This window comes from Pseudofrankia coriaricola (assembly GCF_032027725.1).
Taxonomy (GTDB): Bacteria; Actinomycetota; Actinomycetes; order Frankiales; family Frankiaceae; genus Pseudofrankia.
The window spans coordinates 1-18,061 of sequence record NZ_JASNFO010000086.1; the positions used below are offsets into that span (position 1 = coordinate 1).

Below are 18,061 nucleotides of genomic sequence, written 5' to 3' on the forward strand. Positions count from 1 at the left end.
CGCTAGTCCTGTGTTTCGCACATCGGATTCTGGTGCCCCTACCCGCCCCGGTGATCACGTTTTTCGATCATGGAGGCTGGGTGGGGTCGACTCCGAGGAGGTCGAGCAGGTGGCGTTGCAACGTCCCCGGCCAGGGGATGTAGGCGGGCTGGCCGCCGATGGCGGGAACCAGGCGCAGCGCGGCGAGGGCTTCGAAGACGAGCCGGCCGGTGGGCCTGGCGGGCCGCCCGGCGTAGAGACCCGGCAGCTTCTCGGCCGGAGCGATCGCCCGGCGGACCTCACGTTCGATCAGGCTGAAGACCAGCAACGCCAGGCAGATCACGTGGATCAGCCCGTCGATCCGCTGGTTGGACCGCAGGAACAGCGGCGCGACGGCGAGCGGCCCCTTGTAGTCGCTGTAGCGGCGCTCGACCTTCTCCTGCCCCTTGTAGCGGCGCAGCACCTCGGCCGCGTCCGCCTCGGCGACGGTCAGGTTCGTCAGCAGCGCGTACCAGCCGTCGCTGGCTGCCTCGGCGGCCAGGGCCGTCTCGTCGAACGCCCAGGTGAAGGTGGTCTTCCCACTGGCCTCATCGGCGTCGATCTCGTAGTGGACCAGGCCGGTGACCCGGCGGGACCGGCAGACCTGCTCGGCACGGGCCCGTACCGCCTGCTCGTCGGGGTGGTAGCGGGTGCCGGCGGTGCGCACGAGCCGGTCGAGCTCGTCGGTGGCCCTGGCCAGCTTGAGCCGGCGGGCGGACACGGCGGCCTGGGCTCTGGCCGACGACCAGACGTGGACGGTGCGCACGACCAGCGGCGGATCCTTCTTCCGCGGCCCGCGCACCGTGGTCCGGCCCTCACAGGCCCGGTAGAAGGCCCGCTGGTGGGCGAACTTCTCCCGGTCGCGGACGGCGACGTAGTCGACCGGGGCCGCGGTGGTCACGTCGAGGGCGGCGAGCACGGTCGCGGGCACGACGTTCCTGGGCGCCGGGGCGATGAACCGTGCGCCGTCGGTGGCGACGAGCGCGGACAGGTTGGTGTAGGAGACCAGCTTCGTGTCGCCGACCAGCAGGAACGGGCGCGGGCCGGCGGCCGTCCGCAGGGCGCGCAGCGCACCGACGACCTGACAGACCTCGGCCGCGCCACCGTCGTAGGCCCTCGCGACCAGCGGGACCCCGCCGTCGGCGAGGACCCCGAGCCCGGTCTGGATCTGTTTGAGGTCGGGCCGACGGTCCTTGGGATGGCCGTACCGCGGCGTGGCGTAGTCGGGATCCGTCTCGGGGTAGGCGCCGTACAGGGAGATCGACGTCATGTCCCAGTGCACCTGGGACACATCCAGGCCGAAGCCGGCGACCGCGGCCGCGCCGATCGAGCCGACGACCTGGTCGGCCTGCTCCGCGAGCGCGTCGAGGGCCCGGGCGATCCGGTCGTCGCCCAGCGCGTCCGCCGGGACGTCGAAGACCTCCTCGACCGCCCAGGCCGCCGCCCAGTCGGCGACGCGGACCATCGCGGTCGGGCAGGTCAGCCGGTTGGCGATCAGGACCTCGATGACCTGGCCATGGGTGAGCCGGGCGATGTCGCGGACCGGGCAGAGCCGGCCGACGGTGCCGGCGACATCGAGCCGGCGCAGGAAGTCACGGATGACCGGCAGCGCGCCGAGCATCTTCTCGACGCTCGGCGGCCCGTAGTCCGCCGCGGCCGTCACAGCCAGGAACCGTGCCAGGCCCACCACTCCGCGGCGCGGCAGGCCCGACACAGAACGATCAAAAGATCACGTAGCTGGCCCATCACACGCACGTGCGAAGGACAGGGCTAGGGGTCGGCTGGGTGTCAGTGCCGGGCGTGCCGTTCGCGCAGCAGATCCGCTAGGACTATGACCGTTTCCGGCGGCAGCCGCCTGACCAGGTCCGCCATCGGGCGCCGGACGCGCTGTCGGGCGCCGCCGAGAGGAACTCCCACAGCGCGCACTGATACCGGGTGATCCCACGGTCGGGCACCGCGCCGACGTCGGGCACCCAGCCCGACAGGTCGTTGGGCACCGTCAGCGCGTCCGCCGCACCGCCGGGAACCGGACCAGCCGGGGCACGCCACAGCGACGAACCCGCCACGCGGTCCCGGAAGACCAGCTCCACGCAGTGCCGCCCGACGTGACCGGCCGATGGGTGACGTAGGACGCCGAGGGCAACAGCCCGGCGAGCGTCGCCAGGTCGCGCGCCGGGGCACCCGCGTACAGGCGCAGCGCGACGTCACCGTCCGGTAGCGGCACGATCCACGCAGGCTGCCAGCGCCGAGGCCAGTCGCTTTGCTCGTGTGGAGGAAGCTTGGACACGGGTCACCGTCCTGTCTTGGCACAGCTCTGTGATCAAGGTCCCGGTGTGGTGCGGGAACACCTACCGGGACCGCCTACCTACCAAGGATACCGCGCGGCGCGCCATCATTTTCGGGAGTCGTAAGATCGCACCGTGACCGGCGAAGACCCGTTGCTCGGCTATCGGGAGATGGCCGAGTTGGCCGGAGTCGAGCCGAGCACGCTACGCCGCTACCGCTCCCAAGGCCGCATGCCGCCGCCGGACGACGTGTCGGTGCCCGACCGCCCCCGCTGGCGCCTGTCGACCTTCCAGGCATGGATGCGCGACCGGCCCGGACGCGGGCGCAGCCTCGCCAGCCGCCAGACCCAGGACGACGAGACCTGACCAAATGCGCGGCGATTCCGCTTGCAGTAGCAAGCAGCGTATTGTCAGTGACTAACACACGCCCTCTATGGACAGGCCCAGATGACACGGTTCGGGGCTGGCGGTGGAACTGCAATCCCAGGCTGGGTCTCGGGCCTGATGCTGCCCCGGGAAAACGCACCAACCCAGTTCCGTTGGCCCGCCAGCGGCCGGTTCAGCCGTGTGTGGCTGACTACTTTGCGTATGCGTGAAGGGTTGGGAGCTGGCTGGGGTGTCGGCGTCGCGTGGGGCGGCGGCCCAGCGCCACCCGGGTGGGCGGCCGGGTCAGCGGCGGGAGGTCGTCAGGCCGTAGTCGTAGGGGAAAAGCGGGTCGTAGTTCTTGTCGCCGATGTTGATGGGCTCCTGGGATTCGGCGCGGGGCCAGGTGACCGGGAGGCGGCCGGTGTAGGAGCGGTCGCCGAACAAGGTGTCGGCGACGCCGGCGCCCTCGCTGCCGGGCAGCCAGGACATGACGAACGCGTCCATCTTCGCGAGCTTGTCGGTGACGATCTGCGGCCGGCCGGCGACGTCCAGGACGACGCAGGCGCTGATGGCGCCGCACACCTTGTCGATGTTCGCGCGGTCAGTGTCGGACAGGTTCAGCGTGTGGCCGTTGCCGACGTCGCCCAGGCCCTCCGCGTACGGGGTCTCGCCGATGACGACGACACCGACGTCGTGGCCCGCGGTCGGCGCGGACGCGTCGGCGCTGTAGGTCACGTCGGCGGCGTGGCGCTGAATACCCTGCAGGATCGTGGTCCCGGGGATGATGTCCCCGGAGGCTCCCTGCCAGGTAGTGGTCCAGCCGCCCGCCTGGTTGCCGAGGTCGCTCGCGTTCACCCCGGCCACATAGAGGCGCTGGGAGGACCGCAGCGGCAGCGTGTCGCCGTCGTTCTTCAGGAGAACCTGTGACTCGGCGACGGCGCGGCGGGCAAGGGCGCGGTGCTCGGGCGAGCCGACCGTGCCGATGTTCCCACGGTTGGTGAAGGGATGCTCGAAAAGGCCCAGCTCGAACTTGGCCTTCAGGATCCGGCCGACCGCGTCGTCGATGCGCGGCACCGGGACCCGCCCCGCCCGCACCTCGTCCAGCAGCGTCCGCGCGAACCGCGGCGCGCTGTCGGGTTCCATGAACATGTCGATCCCGGCGCTGACGCCGGCGCGGACCTGCGCGGCGTAGTCGCCGGGGAGCTGCTGGATCGCCTTCAGGTCGCTGATGAGGAACCCGTCGAACCCGAGCTTCTTCTTGAGCACGTCGGTGAGCAGCTCCTTGTTCGCGCTCATCCGCACCGGGTTGCCGACGCCGTCCTCTGTCCAGTCGACGCTGGAGTACGACGGCATGATGCTGCCGACGTGATACTTCCCGACGGCCGTCACGTAGGGTGCGAGGTCGACCTCGTCGAAGTGGGAGCGGTCGGTGACCATGACGCCCTGGTCGACCGTGTAGGCGAAACTGGTGGACGTCCCGTAGGTGGTGTCGCCGTCACCCGCGAAGTGTTTGGCGGTGGCGAGAACGTGCGTCGGGCCGGCGAGATCCTGGGCGCCCTTGCCCTGGAGCCCTTCCAGGATCGTCTCCATCTGGATCACGAGGTTCGGGTCCTCACCGAAGCTCTCGTAGGTGCGGCCCCAGCGCAGGTCACGGGAGACGCACAGGCAGGGCGCGAAGACCCACTGAGGGCCGGTCGCCCTCGTCTCGGTGGCGGTGACCCGCGCCGCCTCGCGGACGAGGCCCGGGTCTCGGGTCGCGCCCATCGCGATGTTGTGCGGGAAGATCGTGGCGCCGATGAGGTTGTTGTCCCCGTGCACCGAGTCGGTGCCGTACAGCAGCGGGATCCGCAGCCTGGTGGTGAGTGCGCGTGACTGGAGGCCGTCGACCAGGTTGGCCCAGTCGGACGGGGTGTCGTGGGTGGGCACCAGGGCCGGACCGGACAGCACCGAGCCAAGCCCGAGCGACGTGATCATAGATGGGTCCTTGGCGACGGCGCCGCGGTCGGGCTGCGTCATCTGGCCGACCTTCTCCTCCAGTGTCATCCGGCCGAGCAGGTCGGAAACGCGCCGGTCGACCGGCAGCGCCGGATCGAGATAGGGAAAAGCCGCGTGCGCCTTCTCTTTCGAGCATCCCACTGCAACGGCGGGCGCGACGAGCGCGGCGACGGCGAGCGTGACCAGGCGGCGTCTGGCCCGTCTGGTCGATGGCCTTGCCGGCCCGGCTGACGGCACGAAGGAATTCAACCAGGTAACGGTCATTCTCGCCCCGAATCCAGTGTGTATTTGCCGTGGCACGCCCGCCGGCAGCGTTCCGAAAGCACGGTCAGGGGGTGGGCGTTGTGAGGCGGCCGGCCAGGCGTTCGGCGTAGCGGTAGGGCGGAAGCCGTCCCGCGTCGGCTAACTTCCGTTTTTCATGCTTGTTCCGCTCACCCCGGTTGTGCTACTCGTTCCGCGGCCTCGCGCTGATGGCGCCACGATGCCGATCCGCGTCTCCAGGCGCCCGCGGGGCCCGCGGCGCCCGCGGGCCCTCGACCCCTGGCCGGCGACGGCAACCCCCCGGTAGTTGGCTGGACGGGGACGTCCGGCTGGGCAACGTTGGTCCTGACGATGCCCATGGCCGAATCCGGCGACGTGGTCCGGCCGCGATGGTGAACTCGTTACAGGCGGGTTCCCGCGGCCGGCGACGCCAGCCGGATCCGGCCGCCGGACGCGCGAGGGGGACGTCATTTCCGCGGCTGGGGCAGAGAGGGGGACCGTGCCGGCCGCCGCGAGTGCCGCCGCCGATGACGAGCCGCCGCCGGTGGCAGCGGTGGGGCGGTGGTCGGTCGCCGTCGCGTTCGCGCTGTTCGTGGTGATCGGCGTCGCCTCCGGCGCAGGTGGTGTGCTGCTGCCGGCTCAGATCACGGACTACGGCGTCGACGAGGCGACGATCGGCATCACGTTCTTCACCAGTGCCGCGGGCTATGTCGTCGCCAGCGTCCTGTCAGGGGCGCTCGTCGGCCGGCTCGGCACCCGCCACGCGCTACTCATCGCCGGCACACTGCTTTTCGGCGCGTGGCTCGGCACCGCGGCGCGGCCGCCCTTCGCCGCGTTCGTCCTGCTCTCACTGCTGAGTGGCTTCGGGATGGGTGCGCTCGACTGCGTCCTGAACATCTACCTCGCCACCCGGCCTGGGGCGACCGCGCTGCTCAACCGGCTGCACGCCTTCTTCGGTGTCGGCGCGCTGCTCGGGCCGCTCCTGGCGGCCTGGCTGCTGACGTTCACCGGCTGGACGACGGCGATGCTGGTCCTCGGGGTCATCCTCGCGCCGACGGTCGCGGCCTGTGCCGTCACCTTCCCGGCGCGCACCGCCGACCCACTGCTGGCGGCGCCACCGGCGGCGGGCGGGCCGGCGGCGGGCGACGGCCGGCCGGCCTCCGCCCTTCCCGCGGTGCTGCGCCAGCCGGTGGTGCTGCTCTGCGCGGCCATGCTGGGCGTTTATGTCGGGCTGGAGATCGCCGTCGGCAACTGGGGCTACACCTACCTGGTCGAGGAACGGTCCGTCTCCGGCCTGCTGGCCGGCTACACGACCAGCGGGTACTGGCTCGGCCTCACCGCCGGCCGGTTCCTCATCACCCCGGTCACCGCCCGGCTGCGGCTGACCCAGACCGGCCTGATGTACGCGTGCATGGCCGGGACGGCGGTCGCGGGCGTGCTCGCATGGGCGGCGCCGAGCACGGCGGGCCTGGCGAGCGCCGCGTTCGTGCTGCTCGGGTTCTTCCTCGGCCCGATCTTCCCGACGACCATGGCGGTCTCGCCGCGCCTGACGTCCGAGCGCCTCGTCCCGACGGCGATCGGGGTGCTCACCGCGGGCGGGCTCGTCGGCGGTGCCCTGCTGCCGTGGCTTGCCGGCACGCTGCTGCAGGTCGCGGGAGCCTGGACGTTGTTCCCGTTCGCCGTCCTGCTCGCGCTTGTCCAGCTGGCCCTGTGGTGGCGGGTCGCGTGCCGGATCGCCGACACCAGCGCGCCGGCGATCGCGGACAGCCCAGGAGTCCATCTGTCCGTACCTGGCCCGTGATCAGCCTGGTCGGCCGGCCGTCCGTCGAGCGGGGGCCGGGCTGGAGATCGCGAGCCGGGTATGCGGATCGGCGTTCGCCTCGGCGTGGGCGGGTCCGGGGTAGCCGGAGTAGTCGGGGTAGTCGGCCTGGCTGGGTGCCGCCGGCCGGGTGGCCGCGTTCGGCCCGCCGGCCGCCACGCGGCGGCGATAGGCGGACGGGGTCTCGCCGCAGCGCTGGGCGAACGCGCGGGCAAAGGCGCTGACGTTGTCGAACCCGACCGCGAGCGACACGTCCAGCACTGACGGCCCCGGCTCGGCGAGCAGCGCCATCGCGCGCAGCAGCCGGGCCTGCAGCAGGTAGCCGCGCCACGGCATGCCCAGCTCGGCGGCGAACTGCCGCCGCAGCGTCCGCTCGGACACCCCGGTCGCGTGGCTGACCTCGGCCGCGGTGACCGTGTCGAGGTGCTCACGGGTGTAGGCCATCGCCGCCGCGACCACCGGGTCGGCCGAGGTCGGCAGGCTCAGCGGCTCCTCGTGCTCGAGCGACTCGGCGACCAGGTGGGCGAGCGTCCGGAAGAACCCGTCGGAGATCTCGTTGGACTCCGGCCGGGCGATCGGCCAGCGCAGGGCGTAGAGCATCATCTCCCGGATCAGCGGGGAGACGGCGAGGATACGGGCCCGGTCGCCGGGGTGCGGCACGATGCGCGGGTCGAACATCACCGACACCGTGCGCACCGCGGTGTTCATCGTCGCCTGGTGCTCCAGGCCCGCCGGGATCCAGGCGGCCTGCTGTGGTGGCAGGAGGTAGTGGCCGGCGGCGGTCTCTACCTCGACGACGCCGGAGACGCCGTACTCGATCTGGTGCAGGTCGTGCGAGTGCCAGCCGGTGACCAGCCGCTCGCCCACGTACTGGTAGCCGCCGCCGAGCGCGGCCCCGCCCTGGCGCAGGTCGACCGTGCCGCGGTTGATCCGCCCCAGGTCGGCGGTGGGCGGGGACGGCGAGGACCGCGACGGGGATCCCTCGGCCGCCCACCTCGCGTCGGTGGTCGGTGCCGTAGCCTGGTCCGTGGCCGTTTCGGTGGGATTCCTGGCCGAACGTGCGGAGACGGACATGGTGACGAAGCGTACAACTAGCAGGGGGCCGGACGCAGGCCGAAGTCGTTGGCCGCGCCCGACCGTTAGGCCCCGTCGCCCCGCGACAGAGGAGGTAAGTGCCAGATGAACATCGACGAGATGATCCTGGTCAGCATCGATGATCATGTGGTCGAGCCGCCGGACATGTTCGACGGCCGCGTGCCGGCGAAGTGGGTGGACCTCGCGCCGCACGTCATGAAGGGCGAGGACGGCATCGAGCGGTGGATCTACCGCGGCCGCCCGACCGGCGTCTCCGGTCTGAACGCCGTCGTCTCCTGGCCCGCCGAGGAGTGGGGCCGCGACCCGGCGAACTTCGCCGAGATGCGCCCCGGCGTCTACGACATCCACGACCGCGTCCGCGACATGGACCGCAACGGCATCCTCGCCTCGATGTGTTTCCCGACGTTCACGGGCTTCTCCGCCGGTCATCTCACCCATTACAAGGACGAGATCACCGTCGCGATGATCGAGGCGTACAACGACTGGCACATCGACGGCTGGGCGGGCGTCTATCCGGGCCGGTTCATCCCGATCGCGCTGCTGCCGACCTGGGACCCCCAGCTGATGGTGAACGAGATCCGCCGGGTCGCGGCCAGGGGCGTCAAGGCCGTCACGATGCCCGAGCAGCCGCACCTGGAAGGCCTGCCGAGCTACCACGACATCGACTACTGGGGCCCGGTGTTCCAGGCGATGTCCGACAACGGCCTGGTCTGGTGCCTGCATATCGGCCAGGGATTCGGCGCCATCAAGGGCGCGCCGGACGCGCCGATCGACAACCTGATCATCCTGGCCTGCCAGATCTCGGCGCTGGCCGCACAGGACGTCCTGTGGGGCCCGGCGATGCGCTCCTACCCGGACCTGAAGTTCGCCTTCTCCGAGGGCGGGATCGGCTGGATCCCGTTCTACCTGGACCGCTGCGACCGCCACTACACGAACCAGCGCTGGCTGCGCCGTGACTTCGGCGGAAAGCTGCCGAGCGAGGTCTTCCGCGAGCACACGCTGGCCTGCTACGTCACCGACCCGACGACGCTGAAGCTGCGTCACGAGATCGGCATCGACAACATCGCCTGGGAGTGCGACTACCCGCACTCCGACTCGATCTGGCCGAACGCTCCCGAGTTCGTCCTGAACGAGCTGAACAACGTCGGCGCCGACGACGCGGACATCAACAAGATCACCTGGGAGAACGCCTCCCGTTTCTTCAACTGGGACCCGTTCGCGCAGATCCCGAGGGAGAAGACCACGGTCGGCGCCCTGCGCGCCACCGCCACGGACGTGGAGACGGACGTCGTCCCCCGCGCCGAGTGGGCCCGTCGCTACGCCGAGAAGCACGCCGCGGCCGCGTAGCCAGCGAAGCGGACGAGACGGGGGCCCGGGGGCGGGCGGAAGCCGCCCCCGGGCCCTTCGTCATCCTCGGAGAGCTCCCGCGGTGAGCGAAGCGGGCTCGCCGGCTCGCTGCCGAACGGCGGCCAGCGCCGCGCATACGGCCTCCAGCCGAGCGGCCTCCAGCCGGGCGGCGTCCACCCGGACGGCCTCCAACCGGGTGGCCTCCAACCGGGTGGCCTCCAACCGGGCCGCATCGGTCAGCGACGCGGCCGCCGGCATGGCGTTGACCGGCACGGCGTTGAGCTGCGTGGTGTTGGCCGGCGCGGCCTCGACCATCGGCGCGTGCAGCCCAGGCGCGTTCACCAGCTCGGATGTGCGCCGCCACAGGGTGCGCCGGAACCGGGCATCGTACACGAGCGGGTTCGGTCGGGCCGGGCGGCGGTCGAAGTAGTAGGCGCCGTCGATGAGCCGCGTGCCGTCGACGGTGGCGAGCCACACCAGCGTGTCGGCGGCCTGCTCGGGCGAGCGCAGGAACGCGCGGAACGGGGAGCGCATGAACGTCCGCACGAACATCGGGCCCTCGGCCCCGAAGTTCGTGCGCACGATGCCCGGGTGAAACGACACAGCCCTGACCGCGCCGATTCGGGCGGGCATCTCGGCGGCGAACGCGATGTTCGCCAGCTTTGAGGCGGCATAGGCGTCAAGCGCCCGGTAACGGCGGCCGTTGCTCAGCCGCTCGGGGTCGAAACGGGCGAGCCTGCTGCTGCTCATCAGGCTCGCCGTGACGACCACGCGGCCATCCCACTCGGCCAGGCGCGGGGCGAGCAGCTGGGTCAGGAGGAACGGCGCGAGGTGGTTGACCTGCAGCGTCCACTCGTTGCCGTCCTCGGTGACCGCGTGCCGCGTGCCGCTCATCATCCCGGCGTTGTTCACCAGGACGTCGATGCGCGGCAGGTCGGCCAGCAGCCGCCGGCCCAGCTCGCGCACCTGCGCGAATGAGGAGAAATCCGCGGTATAGGCCGTCGCCCCGAGCTCGGCGGCAATCCGCTCGGTGTCCGCCCGCTCGAGTCCGACCAGTGCCAGTCGGTGCCCTTGCCGCGCCAGCTCGCGCGCCGCCGCTGCACCGATGCCGCCGTTCGCCCCGGTGATCACGATGACCTTCTGCTGCTCCACAACGCCGACCGTAAGGCGTTGTCCGCTGCCCGGAGTCGCATTGTCACCATGCTGATATCGACGTGTCGACCGGCTGGGAACCGCTACCGACGGCTTCATGCCGTTCCCCGCGCCGCCGCTCCGGCCGGCGGCATGTGCTGGTTCGGGGCCTCGGGCACCAGCCTCGGACACCAGCCTCGGGCACCACGGCTTGGGCGGGCCGGCCGCCGGCGCGGTCTCCCTGTCAGGGCCGGCGGCGGTGGACCAGGTGGACCAGGCGCGCGACCTGCCGGTAGGGGTCGCGGGTGCCCGCGACCCATTCGGCCTCGACGATGTCGTCGAGGTCAGCGGTGGTGGGCTCGTCGGCGAGATGGTCGGTGAAGGTCCGGATTCCGTACCAGGCGAGCGGCTCGGCTCCCTGGGCGACCAGCACGGCCCTGACGAGGGAGGGGTCGTCGGCGCTGTTGGCCGGAGCCGGGCCGAGGACGACGGGCTCGGGCGGCGTTCCGTCCGCACGGCTCCGGCCACTGTCCGCCAGCTGGGTCAGCACGTCGCGCCAGCGGCCCTGCAGCCCGGCGCGCAGCGCGAGGGCGGGCCCGTTCTTGCCGACGACCGAGATGGTGCCGCCGGGGCGGGTCAGGTGCACGAGGGCGCGAAGGAGCGCCTCCGGCTCGGGGACGAACATGATGACGCCGTGGCAGAGGGTGGCGTCAAAGCCGGTGCCCACCCGGCCGGCCACGTCGAACGCGCCGCACTGGACGAGCCGGATCCGGTCCCGGATGTCCTCGGGTGCGGTGGCGAACGCCTGCGTCGCCTCGTCCACCATGCGTTCGTCCGGTTCGCAGACCGTCACGTCGTAGCCGAGCCTGGCCAGCGCGAGCGCCTGGACGCCGGTCCCGCCGCCGATGTCGACGATCCGGGCGGGCGCGGGCGGCAGATGTTCACGCAGCGCCCTGGTGACGAGACGTTGCCGTACGACACCCCGCAGCGTCGCCGTGTGGGCGACGTAGTCGTAGTCGGGGACGCCGTCGATCATCGCGAGAAGCTGGCCGCCGTCGCGCCCGCCAGCGGCCCGGCGGCCCGCTCGGCCTCGGCCCGGGTCCCGGTCCAAATCCCGGTTCACGGCGCGGTCGTCGACGCCGACTGTGTCGACTGTGTCGACTGTGTCGACGGTGTCGACGGTGCTCAGGGTGGCGGCGGCATCGACTCCGGCCGCGCCGGCCCCGGGACCAGTCCGGGGGCTCACCTGGGGGCGGGCCGGGACGCGGCCGGCGATGGGCGCCAGGCGGGCCGGGCCGCCGGCGGCGGGGCCACGGCGAGGCTCCTCGAGAGGTGTCAGGTCCGGCCGGGCCCGACCATCGTCCAGGTGTCGCCGCATAGGGCAGTGCTCCTTTTGTCGTCCGCGTCGTCCCGCGGCAATTCGTTTACCTTCTCTTCTCCTATCCTTGAGCGTCCAATCCCGCAAACTGCCACAGGTGTGTAGATTTTGACAGCGCGGGTGAGGTGAGAACGGTTCGCCCCGGCCGCGCCGCGCCGGCGGGCCGTCTCCGTCCCTGGGCGGACGGGCGCCCGCCCGGCCTCCGACCACGGTCGAGTCCAGAGATTGGTCCGCATGCCGATGACCGCGAGATCGGCCGGCCGGATTCTTCCGGCCATGGGAATTTCACGAACGGAGGAGGTGGCCGCGGCCACCCGAGGCACCAGAGCCACGGCCACCGCAGGCACCGCAGGCACCACGACGGCCGGCATCGCGATCGCCGCCGAAGGGCTGACGAAACGTTACGGCGGGCGGGCTGTGATCGAGGATGTGTCCTTCGGTGTGCGCAGTGGGGCCATCACCGGCTTTTTCGGGCCCAACGGCGCCGGCAAGACCACGGCGCTCAAGGTGATCAGTGGACTGGCCACGGCGAGCACCGGGCGGGTGCTGCTGCACGGCCGCGCGGGGCGGGCGCGGGACGCGCGCACGCTGGGGGTCCTCACCGAGCCCTGCGGCGCCCATCCGGGCCGCACGGCGCGCGCGCACCTGCGCTCGCTGGCGGCCATGGCCGGGCTGCCCCGGACGCGGGTGCGCGCAGGAGCTGCGTCCGGACGTCGTCCTGCTCGACATCCGCATGCCGCGCATGGACGGTGTGGAGACCACCGCCCACCTGACCGCCCGCGGGATCACCCCACCGCCGCGCGTGCTCATCCTGACCACCTTCGACCTGGACGAATACGTGTTCGGCGCGCTGCGCGCGGGCGCGGCCGGCTTCCTGCTCAAGGACGCCTCCCGCGAGCGCCTGATCGAGGCGATCCGCGTCCTGCACGCTGGCGACGCGCTGCTGTCGCCCGCCATCACCCGGCGGCTGGTCGAGACGTTCGCCGCGCGTACCCGGCCGCCGACGCCGCCCGGCCTGCTCGACGACCTGACACCACGTGAGCGCGAGGTCCTGGTGCTGGTCGCCCGCGGGCTGTCGAACACCGAGATCGCCGGGCGCCTGGTCGTGACCGAGGCGACGGTGAAGAGCCACGTGGGCGCCATCCTCACCAAGCTCAATCTGCGCGACCGGGTCCAGGCCGTGGTGCTCGCCTACGAGAACGGCGTCGTCGTCGCGGGCGAACCTGCCTGGGGCGGCTCGGGAACATCGCCGGCACCTTGGTGCTTACCTGATAGGCCGTGAGCTAACGGATACGTTCCCGCCGCCTGATTCGTGGGCACTGGGAGCCGTGCCGGGCCGCGCCGGCGCGTGGCGGGGACCGCATCTGGCGGTGGAGGATATCGACCGGTGGCTCGGCCTGGACCCGGCGACTGGCGCACAGGTACGGAGTGCGCGTCCCGCGGCCTGCGCCGCCGGTCACATGAGGAGAGGAACGGCCGGAAATGAACGTCGGCGACCGCATCGAGGATCTGTCCGGGGTGGACGAGACGGGTGCGACCCTGCGCCTGTCCGACCTGTTGGCCAAGGGACCGTTGGTGGTCTTCTTCTACCCGGCGGCGATGACCTACGGATGCACCAAGGAGAGCTGTCACTTCCGTGACCTGGCCGACGAGTTCGCCGGCGTCGGCGCGGGCCTTGTCGGGATCAGCGCCGACGACGTCGAGAAGCAGGCGGCCTTCAGCGCGAAGCACTCGCTCGGTTTCCCGCTCATCGCCGACACGGATCGGATGATCGCCGACGCGTTCGGCGTCCGCCGTAAGCGGGGCCCGAACAAGCGCGCCACCTTCGTCCTCGGTGCGGACGGGGTGGTGCTGGCACGTATCGAGTCCGAGTTCGCCATGAACCGGCATGCGGACGAGGCGCTGGAGGCGCTCCGGTCGGCCGCGAAGTAGCGAGCGCCTCGACCACGCCCGACGGTTTCTCGAACTGGGCCGTCTGGACGTGAGTGCCTCCGGCCCGGTACGCACACGGCTGACGTGCATCCTGACGGGCGCGTAACCAGCGGACAACCGGCCGGCCGTTCGGCTTCCGCCCGGCCGGGAGCCTCGGCTGGCGGGAGTGACGTTCACTCCTGCTGGGAGTCGCCCGGCCGGGCTGGCGGGACCGTGCGCCCGTGGCCGTCGACCTCAGTCACGCGGTCACGGGTGGTCCCCTTCGTCGCCAGCGCGGTGCAGGTAGTCCTCGAAGGTTGGGCGTCGGTCTCTCCGGCGCCCCGCCAGGACTGCGCCCACCAGCGCGATGGGCGTCATGGCGAGCCTGAACGCCTGGCGGACCAGGTGACGGGCCACCGTGAGCAGCTCCCTGAGCGCCTGCCACGGGTGAGCGAGGGCCACAACCGTCAGGACAAGGACCGCTCCGCCGCGGCTGACCCCCGTGAAGTCGTCGGCGTCGTTTCGCTCCTTCTCCCCGGTCACGGCACGAGACCCGAGGCGTGGGGTGGGAGATCGCCGCCGCGGGCCATGGAGTCCTCCGGAGTGAGCACGGTGCGCCGCGCGTCGTTCAGCTGCCTGGGAATGCGTAGCTCGGAGCCAGCGCCGCGGGCAAGTCGATCCCTCGGCGCTCGGCGCAGCACGCTAGGCGTCGCCCGACAGAACCGCAACGAGATCCGGATCTGAGCTGTTCTTCTCTTCCACGCAATCACGGAAGTCTGGGCGGGCTCGCGGAGCCGGCCGCCCGCGTCCCAGCCGCTCGGTCGAGGGTGAGCGTCGCTCCTGCTCCGCTGGTCCGCTCTATGGTCCGCCTGGCCACCACGCAGCCCTGCGCACCTGCTGGCCGGGCCGGCCGGCCGGCCAGTACCCGTGCTTCGCCCGGGGGGCGTCCGGCCGGGCATCCGCGGTGGTCTCACGCTGGCTGGTGGGGCTGGCGGAGTAGGCGTGGGAGAGATGAGGACGCTGGTAGCCGGGCCGTCTCTCGCACGGTCTTCGCTGGTCAGCCGAGACGGTCGCGCTGATCGCGAGGGCCTTTGCCGTGGGTCGTCACCGCCCGGGTACGGCGATACTCCATCCGCTCGGCGGCGGCGTCCGCGTAGTGGGCGCCGAAGAAGCGTTCGACGAGCCAGAGAGCCAGGTCGATGCCGCTGGTGACGCCACCGGCGGTCACGAGATCGCCGTCGTCGACGACCCGGGCGTCGGTCACGGCGGCACCGTAGCCGGCCAGGTCCGCCACGGCGGCGTGATGCGTGGCCGCCGGCCGGCCGCCGACGAGGCCGGCCGCCGCGAGGATGAGGGTGCCCGTGCAGACGCCCGCCGTCACCGACGCCCGCTCGGCCGCGGCGCGCAGCGGCCCAAGGAGCTCGCCACCGCGGACCTCCGCCCAGGCTCCAGTCTCGCCCCGGGCGATCCAGTTCCCACCCGGGACGACCAGGACGTCGCAGCCAGGCTCGAGGACGGCGTCCGGCCGGAACCGGAGCCCATAGCTCCCGACCACCTCGGCGACCGGCCTACGGGTAACGAGCCGACTGGTCAGCCGGCAGTCCATGCGCTCGGCGTTGCGGAAGACCTCCAGTGGGCCGACGACGTCCAGTTCGTCAACCCCGTCGAACACGACGATGTCGACGCGCAGCGGCTTGGAAGGCGCTGATGGCGCTGATGGCGTCGGCTGCGTTGCGGGCGGCATGTCTCCAGCGTCGTCGCCCGGCCGGGGGGTGACAGTCGGGATCGCGACGGTCTCCGGCGGAATTTCCGTTGTCCCGTGCCCTTATGTGTGCACGGGCGCGGCTGGCCGGCGGCGGCGCGGCCGGCTGTCAGGGCTGGTGCTGGCGGTGGTGGCTGGCGCTGGCGGCGGCGATGGTGGGAGCGAGGACGAGGAGGGCGTCCACGTCGAGTGGGTCTGGCGGCTTTGGCGACCGTCAGGGTGTCGGTGAGAATTGGTTGATGGCACTCGAACTGCGCCCGAACTGCGAGTACTGCGACAAGGACCTGCCGGCTGGCGCCCAGGACGCGATGATCTGCAGCTACGAGTGCACGTTCTGCGCGGACTGCGTCGGCAGGCTGTGCGACGTGTGCCCGAACTGCGGTGGCGGTTTCACGCCGCGCCCGATCCGGCCGGTCGGCGAGTGGCGCCCAGGCCTGTCGCTGGCCACACGTCCGGCGTCCACGACCAGGGTCCACCTGTCGTACTCCGCCGAGGAGATCGCGGCCCTGTCAGACCGGCTTGCGCACATCCGGCCGGCGCACCGCTAGCGCCGTCCCGGCACACTGTGCCGTCCTGGCACGTTGCGCGCCGTGTCGTCCCGGCACGTTGACCGTCGCCAACGTGTCGTCGTGGCCGTGGATTCGGCGATGTCACAACCGCCAGGACACGTTCGCGGTGATCACGGGTGATCATGGGTGGTCGACATTGGTGGGTGTGGCGTTGGCCGGGATTGGGATGTGCCGGTAGTTGGCGGGCGGCGGTGGTGGTGCGGGCGGCGAGGTCGGGTAATCATGGGCGTCTTTGGCACCCTTTTTGCGGCTTCGTCCGGGGGTCCGTGGCATGGTGGGGGGCGCAGATCATTGGCATGGCGGTCCGGCGGTCCGGTGGGCCGCGGTGGCGGAGGAGATGGTGGCGCAGCCGCTGCTGCCGTCCGACCCGGAGACGGTTGGCCGGTATCGGCTCGACGCGCGGCTTGGCGTCGGCGGGACGGGGCGGGTCTATCTCGCCAGGTCGGCGTCCGGGAAGCGTGTCGCGCTCAGGGTGATCAACCAGGCCCTGCTGGCGAGCGACGACGCCCGCTGGCGGCTGGCCGGCGAGGTCCGGGCGCTCTACCGGGTCACGGGCCCGCGTGCCGCCCGGCTCGACAACGCGGACCTGCACGGCGACCCGCCCTGGCTCGCGACTGAGTACGTCCCGGGGCGCACGCTGGGTGAGCACGTGCTGCGCGAGGGCCCACTGGACGCGCCGCTGACCGCCGCCCTCGGAGTCATGCTGGCGGACGCGCTGAGCGAGCTCCATGAAGCCGGATCGCTGCACCGCGACCTCAAGCCGCGCAACGTCATCCTCGGTCCGGACGGGCCGAAGGCCGTCGACGCCGGGCTCGCCGTGCTGGCCGAGCCGTTCGGGCCGGCCTACCGGGCGCCCGAGCAGGTGGCCGGCCGGGACGACACGACGGCGGCTGACGTCTACGCGCTGGGCGCGACGCTGGTGTACGCGGCCAGCGGGCACATCCTCTACCCGGACCGGGCCGCGTCCGCGCTGCTCGCGGCCATCGTCGACCCCTACAACCCGCCGAACCTGTCCGGCGTCCCGGAGGAGCTGGTCAAGGCCCTCGCGGCGATGATCGCCGTCGACCCGGACGCGCGACCGAGCGTCGACGACCTGCGTCGCCGCCTCGTCCGCCTCGCTGGCGGGCAGGAGGCCGTCGACGACCTGACGCTCAGGCTGGTCCAGGAAGGCTACGCCCACCCCGCCAACCCCGAGTCCGACGGCTCCGACCCTGACGACCTCGACTCTGATGGCCTCGGGCCCGACGGCGACGTCGACGCGGCCGGTGACGACGAGCCGGCGCCGTTCGACCCCGAGACGACGAGGGACATCGGCCCACCGGTCGATCCCCCGAGCCACCACTCGATTCCCCGGGCGACCACCTGATCCCACGGGCCACCACGTGATCTGTCGACCTACCCATGCCTTTACCGCCGGGCTCGGGGCGTGTCAGGGGCCGGGCTGGTTGGTGGGGCGGATGAGGATCTCGTTGACGGCGACGCGGCGCGGGCTGGTGACGATGTAGGCGATCGCGTCGGCGATGTCCTGGGCGTGCAGCATCTCGACGTCCGCGAACCGCTGTCGGGCGGTCTCGCGGATCTCCGGGCGGAGATGGTCGGTGAGCTCGGTCCCGACGGCGCCCGGCTCGACGACCGACACCCGCACGTGCCGTTCGGTGACCTCCTGGCGTAGTGCCTCGGTGAAGGCGTTCACGCCATGTTTGGTCAGGTTGTAGACCCCCGAGAACGCCGTGGCGCGGCGGCCCGCGACCGAGCTGATGTTGACCAGGTCGGCGACCCGCCGCGGCTCGCTCTCGGCCGCCTCGATCAGGTGCGGCAGCGCGGCGTGGGCGACGTAGAGCAGGCCCTGCACGTTCAGCCGGACCATCCGGTCCCACTCCTCGACGGGCGCGCCGACGGCGGGGCCGAGCAGCATCACGCCGGCGTTGTTGACCACCGTGTCGAGCCGGCCGAGCTCGGAGACGGTCCGTTCGACGGCGGCGATCGCCCGTGCCTGGTCGGTGATGTCGGTCACCAGCGCGAGCGCGCTGCCGCCGGCGTCGGCGATCTCGGCGGCGAGGGCGTCCAGCCGGTCCCCGCGGCGGGCCACGAGCGCCACGGCCGCGCCCTGGCGGGCGAGCTCGC

At 71.9% G+C, this 18,061-nt stretch carries 16 protein-coding genes and 1 pseudogene; 8 read left to right on the forward strand and 9 right to left on the reverse strand.

Annotated elements, in window-relative coordinates; genetic code table 11:
• Positions 1–67: 67 nt before the first annotated feature.
• Together QOZ89_RS36245 and QOZ89_RS36250 are read right to left on the reverse strand one after the other, a co-directional pair.
• Positions 68–1,681 carry an IS1634 family transposase gene (locus tag QOZ89_RS36245; protein ID WP_312628410.1) on the reverse strand — a complete coding sequence of 538 codons (1,614 nt, stop codon included), beginning with the start codon at positions 1,679–1,681 and terminating at the stop codon, positions 68–70.
• Positions 1,682–1,847: 166 nt separating this feature from the next.
• On the reverse strand, positions 1,848–2,108 hold the full coding sequence (locus tag QOZ89_RS36250; RefSeq protein WP_312628412.1) for a hypothetical protein: 261 nt from the start codon (positions 2,106–2,108) through the stop codon (positions 1,848–1,850).
• A 330-nt stretch (positions 2,109–2,438) separates the two neighbouring features.
• On the opposite strand from QOZ89_RS36250, the gene QOZ89_RS36255 reads away from it, so the two are divergent.
• A complete protein-coding gene (locus tag QOZ89_RS36255; protein WP_312628414.1) occupies positions 2,439–2,669 on the forward strand; it encodes a helix-turn-helix transcriptional regulator in 231 nt (76 codons plus the stop codon).
• A gap of 303 nt (positions 2,670–2,972) precedes the next feature.
• Here QOZ89_RS36255 and QOZ89_RS36260 read toward each other — a convergent pair whose 3' ends face one another.
• Positions 2,973–4,901: a glycoside hydrolase family 3 protein gene (locus tag QOZ89_RS36260; RefSeq protein ID WP_083419499.1), complete on the reverse strand. Its 1,929-nt coding sequence runs from the start codon at positions 4,899–4,901 to the stop codon at positions 2,973–2,975.
• A 523-nt stretch (positions 4,902–5,424) separates the two neighbouring features.
• Between QOZ89_RS36260 and QOZ89_RS36265 the strand changes: the two genes are divergently transcribed.
• On the forward strand, positions 5,425–6,726 hold the full coding sequence (locus QOZ89_RS36265) for an MFS transporter (protein WP_241842142.1): 1,302 nt from the start codon (positions 5,425–5,427) through the stop codon (positions 6,724–6,726).
• Here QOZ89_RS36265 and QOZ89_RS36270 read toward each other — a convergent pair whose 3' ends face one another.
• The gene (locus tag QOZ89_RS36270) at positions 6,727–7,818 is read right to left on the reverse strand and encodes an AraC family transcriptional regulator (protein ID WP_241842141.1); all 1,092 of its coding nucleotides are present in this window, start codon (positions 7,816–7,818) and stop codon (positions 6,727–6,729) included.
• 105 nt (positions 7,819–7,923) lie between these two features.
• On the opposite strand from QOZ89_RS36270, the gene QOZ89_RS36275 reads away from it, so the two are divergent.
• Positions 7,924–9,186: an amidohydrolase family protein gene (locus QOZ89_RS36275; RefSeq protein WP_071051999.1), complete on the forward strand. Its 1,263-nt coding sequence runs from the start codon at positions 7,924–7,926 to the stop codon at positions 9,184–9,186.
• A gap of 60 nt (positions 9,187–9,246) precedes the next feature.
• On the opposite strand, the gene QOZ89_RS36280 is transcribed toward QOZ89_RS36275, so the two are convergent.
• Complete coding sequence (locus QOZ89_RS36280; RefSeq protein ID WP_071051998.1) at positions 9,247–10,338, reverse strand: SDR family NAD(P)-dependent oxidoreductase; 1,092 nt, start codon at positions 10,336–10,338, stop codon at positions 9,247–9,249.
• 223 nt (positions 10,339–10,561) lie between these two features.
• Entirely contained in the window at positions 10,562–11,695 is a 1,134-nt protein-coding gene (locus QOZ89_RS36285) for a methyltransferase (RefSeq protein WP_312628419.1), read from the reverse strand.
• Positions 11,696–11,971: 276 nt separating this feature from the next.
• Here QOZ89_RS36285 and QOZ89_RS36290 point away from each other — a divergent pair.
• The 3 genes and pseudogenes from QOZ89_RS36290 to QOZ89_RS36300 all read left to right on the forward strand — a co-directional run.
• Positions 11,972–12,256: pseudogene (locus QOZ89_RS36290) on the forward strand (ATP-binding cassette domain-containing protein); the annotation flags it as partial.
• A 181-nt stretch (positions 12,257–12,437) separates the two neighbouring features.
• On the forward strand, positions 12,438–12,977 hold the full coding sequence (locus tag QOZ89_RS36295) for a LuxR C-terminal-related transcriptional regulator (RefSeq protein WP_491723688.1): 540 nt from the start codon (positions 12,438–12,440) through the stop codon (positions 12,975–12,977).
• A gap of 200 nt (positions 12,978–13,177) precedes the next feature.
• On the forward strand, positions 13,178–13,627 hold the full coding sequence (locus tag QOZ89_RS36300) for a peroxiredoxin (RefSeq protein ID WP_071051997.1): 450 nt from the start codon (positions 13,178–13,180) through the stop codon (positions 13,625–13,627).
• A gap of 246 nt (positions 13,628–13,873) precedes the next feature.
• Here the strand turns inward: QOZ89_RS36300 and QOZ89_RS36305 are convergent, their stop codons facing one another.
• Both QOZ89_RS36305 and QOZ89_RS36310 read right to left on the reverse strand, forming a co-directional pair.
• Complete coding sequence (locus QOZ89_RS36305; RefSeq protein ID WP_071051996.1) at positions 13,874–14,149, reverse strand: hypothetical protein; 276 nt, start codon at positions 14,147–14,149, stop codon at positions 13,874–13,876.
• A gap of 514 nt (positions 14,150–14,663) precedes the next feature.
• Positions 14,664–15,350 (reverse strand): DJ-1/PfpI family protein, encoded by a 687-nt coding sequence (locus QOZ89_RS36310; protein ID WP_083419484.1) that lies wholly within the window; start codon positions 15,348–15,350, stop codon positions 14,664–14,666.
• A 257-nt stretch (positions 15,351–15,607) separates the two neighbouring features.
• On the opposite strand from QOZ89_RS36310, the gene QOZ89_RS36315 reads away from it, so the two are divergent.
• A complete protein-coding gene (locus tag QOZ89_RS36315) occupies positions 15,608–15,916 on the forward strand; it encodes a DUF1272 domain-containing protein (RefSeq protein ID WP_071051995.1) in 309 nt (102 codons plus the stop codon).
• A gap of 346 nt (positions 15,917–16,262) precedes the next feature.
• On the forward strand, positions 16,263–17,303 hold the full coding sequence (locus tag QOZ89_RS36320; RefSeq protein ID WP_312628426.1) for a serine/threonine-protein kinase: 1,041 nt from the start codon (positions 16,263–16,265) through the stop codon (positions 17,301–17,303).
• Positions 17,304–17,366: 63 nt separating this feature from the next.
• On the opposite strand, the gene QOZ89_RS36325 is transcribed toward QOZ89_RS36320, so the two are convergent.
• Positions 17,367–18,061 (reverse strand): SDR family NAD(P)-dependent oxidoreductase (locus QOZ89_RS36325; RefSeq protein WP_312628428.1); only part of this gene is annotated, 695 nt, incomplete at its 5' end.